This window comes from Ferrimonas marina (genome assembly GCF_900129905.1).
Taxonomy (GTDB): Bacteria; Pseudomonadota; Gammaproteobacteria; order Enterobacterales; family Shewanellaceae; genus Ferrimonas; species Ferrimonas marina.
Genome location: NZ_FQXG01000007.1, coordinates 238,266 through 249,883 on the forward strand (window position 1 = coordinate 238,266; position 11,618 = coordinate 249,883).

Genomic DNA, 11,618 nt, shown 5'->3' on the forward strand with positions numbered 1-11,618 from the left:
CCTCAGGACTCCTGTAAATTGATATCCAAACCCGCATCCAGCAGGCTGACCAGTTCCGGCACATCCAGTACCACACACATTCTTTTCTTGACGATGCCCGCCATGAAGCGGCGCTGGTCTGTGTCATTGCGCCACTTCACCTCCGCCTGCTTCAGCGGCTCAGCGTTGACCAGGCTCTCACAGGCCAGGCACCAGCGGCTCTCGCCCAGCTGCACCAGGTATTGGTAGTCCGGCATCTGCGCACGCGGCCGATCCGGCAACAGCCAACGTCCGCTGTCCACCACATAATATTGTGCCTGCGGGTCACTTTGTACCCCCAACATCCAGGGCGGTTGGCCCGGCAGCTTGGTGCGCTCCGCCACCCGCTTGATGCCGCCGAGCATCTGCAGTGGCACCGCCAGGGTCAGTCCGGCCACCTTGAAATAGAGGCATTGGAACTCATCACCCAAGTCGTCACGCCAATGGGCCCGGGGCAGGACCGGCTCAGTCGGCACCTCAAGCTTGCGTTCTGTCTCTGCTTCAGGCTCCACCCGCACAGGGGTGGCCTCGGGCCGAGGGGGCGCAACCGGAGTGGCTCGCTCTACCACCGCCGGCTCGGGTTGAGCCTGCTCCGGCTCCGGCGTCAGCGATTGCGCCTGGGCCCGCTCAAGCAGATCGGCCACCCGCGCCTGGTGCACCGGTACCGCGGTTTGGGGTTCCGGCTCTGGCTCCGCTTCCGCCAGCAGCACATCGAAATACTCGTCAACCGCTTGTTGCGCGTGGCGCGACATTCGCCCCGTCCTCTTGATCCAGGAAATTCAGCAACTCATTGTATGCGGTTACGCCGCGACTGGCACCCGCGAACTGGGGTGCAGGCAGATGGGCGAGACTGGCGTCACGAAAGCGGGTATCCACCGGGATCACCGAATGCCACAACTGCTGCGGATAACTGCGGGCCAGCTCGGCCAGGGCCAGCAGCGACGCCTTGGTACGACGATCAAACATGGTCGGTACGATGACGTGGGGCGCCACCCGGCGTTTGCCCTGGGCCATCCGCTGCAGGGTCTGGATCATCCGGTCCAGCCCCTTCAGTGCCAGGTACTCGGTTTGTACCGGCACGATAATGCGATCACAGGCGGCCAGGGCGTTGACCATCAACACCCCCAGCACCGGCGGACAATCGATCAGCACGTAGTCGTAGCGCGAGCGCAACTGGCCCAGGATCTTCTGCAGGATAAAACCCATGCCCGGCTGGTTGCCCAGCCGGCGGTCGAGGGTCGCCAGGGCGGTAGCCGCGGGCAGCAGGTCCAGCCCCTCCACCTGGGTAGGCACGATGGAGAGGGAACAACGCTCGGGGCTGAGCTGGTCATGATGGATGAACAGATCAAACAGCGATGCCGGCAACTCCTCCGGGTCCAGCCCGAGGTAGTAGCCCAGCGAGGCATGGGGATCGGTATCCACCATCAGTACCCGCTTGCCCCTGGCCGCCAGCAAGCCGGCCAGGGTCACCACCGAGGTGGTTTTGCCTACGCCGCCCTTTTGATTGACCACGGTCCAGACCTTCACGGGGTTACTCCGGTGCGGTCAGGCGCACCGCACCGTTGGGCTGCTGCATCAGCGCCAGCCCCTTGTCGGTGTGCTCAATCAGCAAGGATTCGCCACTCAGGGCAGCCTGGGTCTTGAGGCCATCCCGACGCTGGTACTCCGCCAGCCGGCTCTTCAGCTCACGGTTTTCCGCCACCAGTTCGGCCAGCTGCTGATGCTGCTCACTGGCCTCGCGATGCTGCTGGGCCAGCTTGTCCTGCAGCTCGCCGGCATACAGATGCTTGTCCACCGCCCATACCAGGGTGACCAGGGTGAACAGGCTCAAGGCCGCGGTCAGCCAGGGATAGAGCCGGCAGCTCCAGTTACATCCGGTGGGTTTCACGCAGGATCGCCTCCGACATCTTGTCCAGGGGAATGCTGTGGCTGCTGATCCCGGCGGCAGTCACCGCCTGGGGCATGCCATAGACCACGCAGCTGTCGGCATCCTGGGCCCAGATATTGGCGCCCTGGGCCTTGAGCATGCGGCAGCCTTCGCGGCCATCGGCCCCCATGCCGGTGAGGATCACCCCCAGCACGTCACCGCCAAACACCCGTGAGGCACTGCCGAAGGTGATATCAACCGAGGGCTTGTAGTTGATCTTGCTGTCACCATCACGCACCACCAGGCGCGCACTGGCACCGGTACCCTCCACCAGCATCTGCTTGCCACCCGGCGCCAGGTAGGCCACCCCAGGGCTAAGCCGCTCGCCACCCTGGGCCTCACATACGCTGATCTGGCAGAGGCCATCCAGTCGCTGAGCAAAGGCCGGGGTAAAGGCCGCCGGCATGTGCTGAACCAGCAGGATGGGATAGGGGTAGTCCTTGGGGAACTGGGTGAGGATGCTCTGCAGCGCCACCGGCCCACCGGTGGAGGTGCCGATCAGCAGCGCCTTGTAATGCTTGCCACTGGCGCGCAGCGGCAGTCGGGCCGGGCGCTCTACCCGCTCGCTGCGTGGCGGCGTAGTCACCGTTGCCACCGTGGCACTGCGGGCAGTGCTGCCGGTCAGCGTCGGTGCCGGACGGGCGCTGGGCGTCGCCACCGCCGCCACTCGACGGGGCTGGCGGGCGATCGCCTTGACCCTCTGCTGCAGCAGGCTGGCCGCCAGACGACGGTCGTTGGCGATGTCCTCGAAGCGCTTGGGCAGGAAGTCCGCCGCGCCCGCCTCCAGGGCATCCAGGGTGGCCCGGGCACCATCGTAAGTCAGCGAGGAGAACATCAGCACCGGCCGCGGCGCAGTGGCCATGATCTCGCGAACTGCGCTGATGCCATCCAGCACCGGCATCTCGATGTCCATGGTGATCACATCCGGCCGCAGCTGACGGGCCTTGTCGATCGCCTCACGGCCGTTCATCGCGGTGTCGATCACCTCCAGCTCCGGATCCCCATTGAGGATCTCGGCGACACGGCGACGGAAGAAACTTGAGTCGTCAACAACTAAGACCTTAATGGTCATGATCTTTCCTATATCTATCCGGCCGCCACTCAGCGACGACGGGCGTAATGTTTTAGCATGCCAGGCACATCCAGGATCAGCGCAATGCCGCCGTTGGAGGTGATGGTGGAGCCGGCCATACCGGGCACCCCCTGCAGCATCGCCCCAAGAGGCTTGATCACCACCTCTTCCTGACCGATCAGGCCATCCACTACGAAGGCCACCAGGGTGTTGCCGATGTGGACGATCACCACATGGCCCATCCCCTCCCGCTCTGCACGACCGCTGCCTTTGAGCAGCCACTTATCGAGGTAGAACAGAGGGATGGCACGGTCGCGGACGGTAATGGAGAGCTGACCATCCACCACGTTGGTGTTGCCCAGATCCATATGGAAGATCTCGGACACACAGGACAGCGGCAGGGCAAATGTCTGCTGGCCCAGCTTGACCATCAGGGTCGGCATAATAGCCAGGGTCAGCGGCACCTTGATCTCGATGATGGTGCCCTCGCCGGGCTCGGAATCGATGGTCACCGAGCCATTGAGCTGGGCGATGCGGGTCTTGACCACGTCCATACCGACGCCGCGGCCGGAGATGTCAGAGATCTCCGACTTGGTGGAGAAGCCCGGGGCAAAGATCAGGTTATAGGCGTCCTGATCGCTCAGGCGAGCAGCGGCATCGGCGTCCAGTACTCCACGGTCCACCGCGATCTGACGCAGCTTGTCGGCGTTCATGCCGCCACCGTCATCACGGATCCGCAGCAGGATGTGGTCACCCTCCTGGGCGGCGGACAGCAAGATGGTACCCTGGCGCGGCTTGCCGGCGGCCTGGCGCTGGTCCGGCATCTCGATGCCATGATCTACCGCGTTGCGCACCAGGTGAACCAGGGGATCCGCCAGGGCTTCCACCAGGTTCTTATCCAGATCGGTATCCTCGCCCTCCAGCTGCAGCTGGATCTCCTTGTCGAGGCTACGGGCCAGGTCACGAACTACCCGGGGGAAGCGGCCAAACACCTTCTTGATTGGCTGCATCCGGGTCTTCATCACCCCGCCCTGCAGATCCGCGGTGACCAGGTCGAGGCTGGCCAGGGCCTTGCTCATCTCCTCGTCTTCCCGCTCCAGACCCAGGGTCATCAGGCGGTTACGAACCAGCACCAGCTCACCGACCATGTTCATGATCTCATCCAGCCGGGCGGTATCCACCCGCACCGTGGTCTCGCCCTGGGGCTGGGTGCTGGTGGCTTTTTTCGGCGCAGGCTTAGCCGGGGCTGGCGGCTTGGCTGCGGGGGCCGGGCTTGCCTCTGGGGCCGGGGCGGCAGAGACAGTTGCCTGCGGCTCCGGGCTGACAGCGGCTTGTGGGCTGGGCTTGGGTTCGGCCTGTGGGGCAGCGCTGGGTTGCGGAGACTGGCCCACGCCGTGGAGCTGGTCCAGCAGCTGTTCGAACTCATCTTCGCTGATCAGATCCGATTCACTGGCACTCTCCGCTGGGGCCTCCACCGGCGCTGCCTGGAAGCGGCCCTTGCCGTGCAGCTCGTCCAGCAGGGACTCGAACTCGTCGTCACTGATCTCGTCGCTGGCCTGCTCGACAGGTTGGCTTGGCGCCGGCTCGGCGCTGAACTGGCCCTTGCCATGCAGCTCGTCCAGCAGCGACTCGAACTCATCCTCACTGATCTCGTCGTTGCCTGCCGAAGCGGGTTCCAGGGTATCCAGCATCGCCTGGTATTCATCGGACTGGAGGCCATCGATGCCGGCACTGGCGGGCACCAACTGATCCAGCGGGACCGGATCCAGCTGGGCTAGCGTGGGCTCGGACTGGACAGACTCGACCATTGCTGGCTCTGCTGCCGGGGCAGGCGCCGCGGCGGCCGGGTTGGCGCTGGCGGATTCAACCAGGGGTTCGCCATTGGCACAGCGCTCCAGTCTTGCCAGCAGCTCGGGATCCGCCTCCTGCGGCTCCTCACCGGCCTGCAGCAGCTGGAACATCTCGTTGACCGCATCCAGCGCCTGCAGCACCAGGTCCATCAGCTCAGAGCTGACATTGAGCTGGCCGTTGCGCAGCAGGTCAAAGATGTTCTCGGCACCGTGGCAGGCGTCCACCATGGCGTTGAGGCTGAGGAAGCCGGCGCCGCCTTTGACGGTGTGAAAGCCACGGAAGATGGCGTTCAGCAGATCCGCATCGGTGGGGTTCTGCTCCAGCTCTACCAGCTGGGCCTGTAACTGCTCAAGGATCTCCCCCGCCTCAACGAGGAAGTCCTGCAGGATGTCATCGTCCAGATCGAATCCCATGCCCTACTCCTAAAAACCCAGGCTCGACAACAGGTCGTCCACTTCATCCTGGCCGCTGACCACCTCTTCCCGGTTGGCGGCAGCCACCACCGGCCCTTCGGCCACGGTCAGGTCACGCTCCTTGGCGGTCTGGGTGGACTCGCCAAACATGGTCAGCATGTGCACCAGCGACAGCTCAACCTCCCGCACCAGGTCGATCACCTTGCGGATCACCTGACCGGTGAGGTCCTGGAAGTCCTGGGCCATCAATACCTGGTTGAGCAGTTCCTTGAGGCGATCGACGTCGCTGCCGGTCTCCGCCAGCAGGGCGTCGACGTCATGACACAGGGTCTTGAACTGATCCAGCTCCAGCTCACGGCGCATCAGCTGATCGAAGCGCGGCTTCACCAGCGCCACCTTGGCCTGCAAAGCGTCGGCCAGCGGCAGGCTCTCCTCCACCGCGTCCATGGTGCGGTTGGCGGCTTGCTCGGTCATGTCGATGACGTAGCTGAGACGCTCCTTGGCGTCGGGGATCTCCCGCTTGGCCAGCTCGCTGATGCGATCGTCCAGTTGGAAGTCCTGCAGGGCGTCATGCAGTTGGCGGGTCAGCTTGCCGACCTCGTCGAACAGTTGCTGATTGGTGCTGTGGTTGGCCTGGAGAATGATGTCGTTGGCCGCCTCGGTCTGTCCCGCTTGCAGCAGTTCCACCAGCGCCTTGGCGTCCTCGATCGAGATCAAGGCTTCTTGTTGTGTCATCCCGACTTCCTTGTTCAGTTCAGGCGCTCGAAGATCTTATCCAGCTTCTCTTTCAGGGTGGCGGCGGTGAAGGGCTTAACGATGTAGCCGTTCACACCGGCTTGGGCGGCGGTGATGATCTGCTCGCGCTTGGCTTCGGCGGTGACCATCAGCACCGGCAGGTGTTTGAGGTTGTCGTCGGCACGGATTGCCCGCAGCAGGTCGATGCCCTGCATCCCTGGCATGTTCCAATCGGTCACCACGAAATCAAACTCTCCGCTTTGCAGCATCGGCAAGGCGGTGGTGCCGTCATCGGCTTCCTGAGTGTTGTTAAAGCCCAGGTCCCGCAACAGGTTCTTGATGATCCGGCGCATCGTCGAGAAGTCATCAACGATCAGGATCTTCATGTTCTTATCCAAAATCCCCTCCAATTGAGGCACAGCTGTTGTTATTAAATTCGTTCTAAGCGGACTCGGTCCAGACTCTTAGCTTGGTTTTCAGTCGCACCATCGCCTGACTCATGATCTGGCTGACCCGCGACTCACTCACCCCCAACACGGCCCCGATCTCTTTCAGGTTCATCTCTTCGTCGTAGTAGAGGGAGAGCACCAGAGCTTCCCGCTCTGGCAGGGTTTTGATCGCCGCAGCCAGCGCCTGCTGAAAGCGATGATCGGCCACGTTGGTAAAGTTATCGCTGTCGTCGTCGGCACTGCCCAGTGCCTCTTCCGACACACCGAGATCCTCGATGCCGATGATCTTGCCACTGCTGACGTCGTTGAGGATCTGATGGTATTCCGCCAGGGGCAGCTCCAGTTGGGCGGCCACCTCTGCATCGCTGGGGTCACGGCCCAGCTGCTTCTCCAGGGTGGCGATCGCCTCGCTGACCATGCGGCCGTTGCGGTGTACTGAACGGGGGGTCCAGTCACCGCGGCGGATCTCGTCGAGCATGGCACCGCGGATACGGATGCCGGCGAAGGTCTCAAAGCTGGCGCCCTTGCTGGCATCGAAGTTGCCGCTGGCCTCCAGCAGCCCCAGCATCCCCGCCTGCAGCAGGTCGTCCAGCTGTACGCTGGCGGGCAGGCGGGCCAGCAGGTGGTGGGCGATGCGCTTCACCAAGGGGGTGTAGCGCTCGACGATGCCTGCCCGGTTGTCGAACTGGGTGTAGGCGGCTGCCTTATTCACCGACCGCCTCACCGTACATGTTGCGACGGATCATCCGCTCAACGAAGAACTCCAGGTGACCACTGGGGTTCTGCGGCACCGGCCAGGTCAGGATCTTGTTGGCCAGGCCCTGGTAGGCGATGGCAGCCGGGGTGCGCGGGAAGGCTTCGACGACCACCTTCTGCTGGCGAACCGCCTTACGCACGTTCTCGTCGTAGGGGATGGTGGCTACCAGCTCCAGGGCGACATCAAGGAAGCGATCGGTCACCTTGGACAGCTTGGCGTACAGCTCCATCCCTTCCCGCAGGCTGCGCACCATGTTGGCGACGATGCGGAAGCGGAACACGCCGTGCTCGCGAGACAGCAGCTTGATCAGGGCGTAGGCATCGGTGATGGAGGTGGGCTCATCGCACACCACCACCAGTACCTCCTGGGAGGCACGGGCAAAGCTCAGCACCATGTCTGAGATCCCCGCCGCGGTGTCCACGATCAGGCAGTCAAACTTATTCTCCAGATTGGAGAAGGACTGGATCAGGGCGGCGTGCTGGGCCGGGCTCAGCTCCACCATGCCCTGGGTGCCGGAGGCGGCAGGGATGATGTAGACGCCGTTGGGGCCTTCAATCAGCACCTCCTCCAGCGAGCACTCCCCGGCCAGAACGTGGGACAGGTTACGCTTGGCACGCACCCCCAGCATCACGTCCACGTTGGCCAGACCCAGGTCGGCATCCAGAACCAGCACTTTCTGGCCTTGAGCGGCCAGGGCGGAGGCTGTGTTAATGGAGACGTTGGTTTTACCCACGCCCCCCTTGCCGCCGGTTACGGCGATCACGCGAATCATTCGATCTTGTTTTTTTACCATCTTTCTTAGCCCGCTCGCTTGATCCTGTAGAAACCACCTAGTCATACCGACCCACCCCGCTCACCTGACGCGGTTCGGTATGTTCGGTCCCGTCGTTCTCCTCCACCAAAGCGCGTTGCGCCAGGTAATGGGGATCGGCGGCCCTCAGATCTTCCGGCACCCGTTGTCCATCAGTGAGATAGCATACAGGTAATTTGCTTTGAAGTAGCACACTTAAGGCTTCTCCGATGCTATGGGCTTCGTCCAGCTTGGTAAAGATGCACCCTGCCAGATCGATGCGCCGGAAGCGCTCTACGGTTTCCTGAAGTACGCGGTACTGGGCCGTGGCCGACAGTACCAGATAAGGTTTAATCGGTAGTCTGCTGGAACCGGCCAGCTGTTCCAGCTGCTCCACCAGACGCATATCCCGCTGGCCCATGCCGGCGGTGTCTATCAAAACCAGGCGGCGGCTGCGCAGTTGATACAGCACCTGCTCCAGCTCCTCCACCGTGGCGGCACTGCGCACCGGACAGCCCATGATCTTGCCGAAGGTGGTCAGCTGCTCCTGGGCCCCGATGCGGTAGTTGTCTGTGGTGATCAAAGCCACCTGTTCCACCCCGTAGCGGGCAGCAAAGCGTGCCGCCAGCTTGGCGATGGTGGTGGTCTTGCCGACGCCAGTGGGGCCGACCAGGGCGATCACCCCGCCCTCTTCCAGCATCGCCTCATTGCCACAGATCAGTTCATCGGCCACCAGCTGCGGCAGTTGAGCCAAAACCTCGTGCAATTCACCGTGCTGTGGCAGCATCTCGGCGAAATGCTCCGCCACCTCCTTATGAAAGCCCAGATCCCGAAGCTGCTCTATCACCATGGCGCGAACCGGGGCCTGGCGCGCCATGTCCTGCTGCATCAGGCCAGCAACCTGGTGCTGCAACAGCTGGCGGATGGAGGCCATCTCTTCGCGCATGGCGTTCAGTTCAGCCTGGTTAGCGCCATTGCTGGCCCGGGTCGAGCGCGGTGCCGGGGCACGGGCCAGTTCGGCAGGGCGCGGTGCCGGCTTGGCCTTCTCCGGCTCAAACGCGCGCTGGGCCCACTTGGGCAGCGCCTGCTCCTGCTTGGCCACCATCGCCTTGGCCTCTTTTTGCTGGCGACGCTGCTGTTGCCGCTCAAGCAGGGCGCGCAAGCTGTCGGAGCTGGGTACCCCGCCGGACGCAGACTCTGCTGGCGTCCGTTTAGGTGTCGCTGCCGGCTTGGGCCGCGGGCTGGGGGCGGAGGAAAGACTCACTTTATCTTCACTAAGCGAACGATCCGGCGCCGGACTTGAGGGTGCCGCCTCACCGGGCGCGGGCTGATCGAAGTCCACCGCCGCAACGATCTCCACCCCACCGCTGACCCGCTTGTTGGACATGATCACCGCATCCTGGCCCAGAACCTCTTTTACCTCGGCCAGGGCACTGCGCATGTCTTTTGCAAAAAAGCGCTTAATCTTCAAGGTCTCGCCTCAACAATTACTGTCCAACCGAATGGACAATCTTGATCTGTTTGTCGTCCGGGATCTCCTGGTAGGAGAGTACCCGTAACGCCGGAATCGTGTGTTTAACAAACCGCGACAGGGTAGTGCGCAGCAATCCAGAGGTCAGCAGAACCGCTGGTTCGCCCACCATCTCCTGTTTTTGCGCCGCCTCTTTCAGCGACTTCTGCAGTCGCTCTGCCAGGCCTGGCTCCAGGCCGCTGTTCTCGCCGTTGGAGGCCTGCAGTGACTGGTGCAGGATCTGCTCCAGTTCCGGCGACAGGGTGACCACGGGGATCTCCCGCTCCGGTCCATTGATCTCCTGCACGATCAGTCTCTTCATCGAGATGCGGCAGGCCGCGGTCAGGACATCCGGATCCTGGCTCTTGGGACCATACTCCACCAGGGTCTGAACCAGGGTGCGGGTATCGCGGATCGGCACGCCCTCGTTGAGCAGGTTCTGCATCACCTTGACGATCACCCCCAGCGACAGGATATCCGGCACCAGCCCCTCAACCAACTTAGGCGACTGCTTGGCGAGAATATCCAACAACTGTTGCGCTTCTTCGTAGCCCAGCAGCTGGGCGGCATTGTTATTGAGCAGCTGCGACAAGTGAGTGGCCACCACGGTGGAGGCATCCACCACGGTGTAACCCAGGGTCTGGGCATAGTCGCGCTGGTCTGGATTGACCCAGACCGCCTCCAGGCCAAAGGCGGGGTCCACCGTCGGTTGGCCCTCGAGCTTACCGAACACCTGGCCGGGGTTGATGGCCAGCTCACCGTCGTGGCGGATCTCCGCTTCTCCCACCACTACGCCCATCAAGCTGATGCGGTAGGTGCTGGGGCCGAGATCCAGGTTGTCACGGATGTGCACTGGCGGGATCAGAAAACCAAACTCCTGGGACAGCTTCTTGCGCACCCCCTTGATGCGGGACAGCAGCTCACCGCTTTGGCCCTTGTCCACCAGCGGGATCAGGCGGTAACCCACCTCCAGGCCGATGATGTCGACGTGGTTGACGTCATCCCAACCCAGCTCCTTGTTGGGCTCCGATTCGAGCCGTTCGGTGTTGGCCTTGGCCTCCTGTACCTCGGCGTCAGCCTTGGCCTGGCGCTGTTTCTTCATCATCCACCAGGTCGCGCCCGCCAGGCCCAGGGCCAAGCTGAGAAACGCCAGGTGGGGCATGCCGGGCACCAGGCCCATGACGAACAGCACCCCGGCGCTGATCCCCAGCACCTTGGGGTTGTCGAACATCTGACGGGCGACCTCGTCGCCCATCTTTTGGGATTCGTTTTGCCGGGTGATGATGATGGCGGCACCGATGGAGAGCAGCAGTCCGGGGATCTGTGCCACCAGGCCGTCACCGATGGTGAGCAGGGTGTAGATCTCCACCGCCTCGGACAGGCTCAGGCCATGCTGGGCCATACCGATAACAAAGCCACCGAGGATGTTGATCACCAGGATCAGGATGCCGGCAACCGCATCCCCCTTCACGAACTTGGAGGCACCGTCCATCGAGCCGTAGAAATCCGCTTCCCGGGCTACGTCGGCACGGCGTTCACGGGCCTGCTCCTGGTTGATCAGGCCAGCATTGAGATCCGCGTCGATGGCCATCTGCTTGCCAGGCATGGCGTCCAGGGTAAAGCGGGCACTTACTTCGGAGATCCGGCCGGCACCTTTGGTGACCACCACAAAGTTGATGATCACCAAAATCAGGAACACCACCAGACCGACGGCGTAGTTGCCACCGATCACCACCGAACCGAACGCCTCGATCACCTTACCGGCGGAGTCCGGACCGTTGTGCCCCTCGAGCAGAACCAGGCGGGTGGAGGCCACGTTCAGCGCCAGTCGCAGCAGGGTGGCCACCAGCAACACGGTGGGGAAGGCAGCAAAATCCAGCGGGCGCAGGGTATAGATGGCCACCAGCAACACCACCAACGCCAGGGCGATGTTGAAGGAGAACAGCATGTCCAGCAGGACAGCCGGCATCGGCAGAGTCACCATGGCCAGGGCAGCCAGGACCAGCAGCGGAGTGCCTATGCCTTTAATGTGGGTAAGCCGGTTCTGATAGAGCGAACCGAATGTGGCCTTGAGATCCATACAACGACTTAATATT

The 11,618-nt window shown here is 62.9% G+C and carries 11 protein-coding genes; all 11 read right to left on the reverse strand.

Going from position 1 to position 11,618, the window contains the following annotated elements; translation table 11 throughout:
• Positions 1-2: 2 nt before the first annotated feature.
• Genes BUC04_RS17485 through flhA form a run of 11 tightly spaced genes read right to left on the reverse strand, consistent with a single transcriptional unit; the run spans position 3 to position 11,602 of the window.
• A complete protein-coding gene (locus tag BUC04_RS17485) occupies positions 3-770 on the reverse strand; it encodes a chemotaxis protein CheW (protein WP_067660748.1) in 768 nt (255 codons plus the stop codon).
• Positions 742-1,545 (reverse strand): ParA family protein, encoded by an 804-nt coding sequence (locus BUC04_RS17490; protein WP_067660745.1) that lies wholly within the window; start codon positions 1,543-1,545, stop codon positions 742-744. The genes BUC04_RS17485 and BUC04_RS17490 overlap by 29 nt, the downstream gene beginning before the upstream one ends.
• Positions 1,546-1,549: 4 nt before the next feature.
• The gene (locus BUC04_RS17495) at positions 1,550-1,906 is read right to left on the reverse strand and encodes a hypothetical protein (protein WP_143165782.1); all 357 of its coding nucleotides are present in this window, start codon (positions 1,904-1,906) and stop codon (positions 1,550-1,552) included.
• On the reverse strand, positions 1,887-3,017 hold the full coding sequence (locus BUC04_RS17500) for a protein-glutamate methylesterase/protein-glutamine glutaminase (protein ID WP_067660736.1): 1,131 nt from the start codon (positions 3,015-3,017) through the stop codon (positions 1,887-1,889). The genes BUC04_RS17495 and BUC04_RS17500 overlap by 20 nt, the downstream gene beginning before the upstream one ends.
• A 29-nt stretch (positions 3,018-3,046) precedes the next feature.
• Entirely contained in the window at positions 3,047-5,281 is a 2,235-nt protein-coding gene (locus BUC04_RS17505) for a chemotaxis protein CheA (protein WP_067660733.1), read from the reverse strand.
• 9 nt (positions 5,282-5,290) lie between these two features.
• Positions 5,291-6,016, reverse strand: a complete 726-nt coding sequence (locus BUC04_RS17510; protein WP_067660730.1) for a protein phosphatase CheZ — start codon at positions 6,014-6,016, stop codon at positions 5,291-5,293.
• A gap of 14 nt (positions 6,017-6,030) precedes the next feature.
• Positions 6,031-6,414: a chemotaxis response regulator CheY gene (gene cheY, locus BUC04_RS17515; protein WP_067660727.1), complete on the reverse strand. Its 384-nt coding sequence runs from the start codon at positions 6,412-6,414 to the stop codon at positions 6,031-6,033.
• Between the two features lie 43 nt (positions 6,415-6,457).
• On the reverse strand, positions 6,458-7,177 hold the full coding sequence (locus BUC04_RS17520; RefSeq protein WP_067660724.1) for an RNA polymerase sigma factor FliA: 720 nt from the start codon (positions 7,175-7,177) through the stop codon (positions 6,458-6,460).
• Entirely contained in the window at positions 7,170-8,060 is an 891-nt protein-coding gene (locus BUC04_RS17525; RefSeq protein ID WP_067660722.1) for a MinD/ParA family protein, read from the reverse strand. The genes BUC04_RS17520 and BUC04_RS17525 overlap by 8 nt, the downstream gene beginning before the upstream one ends.
• Positions 8,053-9,483 carry a flagellar biosynthesis GTPase FlhF gene (flhF, locus tag BUC04_RS17530; protein WP_067660719.1) on the reverse strand — a complete coding sequence of 477 codons (1,431 nt, stop codon included), beginning with the start codon at positions 9,481-9,483 and terminating at the stop codon, positions 8,053-8,055. Before flhF ends, BUC04_RS17525 begins: the two co-directional genes overlap by 8 nt.
• A gap of 16 nt (positions 9,484-9,499) precedes the next feature.
• Positions 9,500-11,602 (reverse strand): flagellar biosynthesis protein FlhA, encoded by a 2,103-nt coding sequence (gene flhA / locus BUC04_RS17535; RefSeq protein ID WP_067660716.1) that lies wholly within the window; start codon positions 11,600-11,602, stop codon positions 9,500-9,502.
• Between the last annotated feature and the right edge of the window lie 16 nt (positions 11,603-11,618).

What these genes read in the sequence shown, in the direction of transcription:
- BUC04_RS17500 (WP_067660736.1), bottom strand. Translation starts at nt 3,017, where the DNA reads ATGACCATTAAGGTCTTAGTTGTTGACGACTCAAGTTTCTTCCGTCGC.
- BUC04_RS17510 (WP_067660730.1), bottom strand. Translation starts at nt 6,016, where the DNA reads ATGACACAACAAGAAGCCTTGATCTCGATCGAGGACGCCAAGGCGCTG.
- BUC04_RS17525 (WP_067660722.1), bottom strand. Translation starts at nt 8,060, where the DNA reads ATGACTAGGTGGTTTCTACAGGATCAAGCGAGCGGGCTAAGAAAGATG.
- BUC04_RS17505 (WP_067660733.1), bottom strand. Translation starts at nt 5,281, where the DNA reads ATGGGATTCGATCTGGACGATGACATCCTGCAGGACTTCCTCGTTGAG.
- flhA (WP_067660716.1), bottom strand. Translation starts at nt 11,602, where the DNA reads ATGGATCTCAAGGCCACATTCGGTTCGCTCTATCAGAACCGGCTTACC.
- BUC04_RS17485 (WP_067660748.1), bottom strand. Translation starts at nt 770, where the DNA reads ATGTCGCGCCACGCGCAACAAGCGGTTGACGAGTATTTCGATGTGCTG.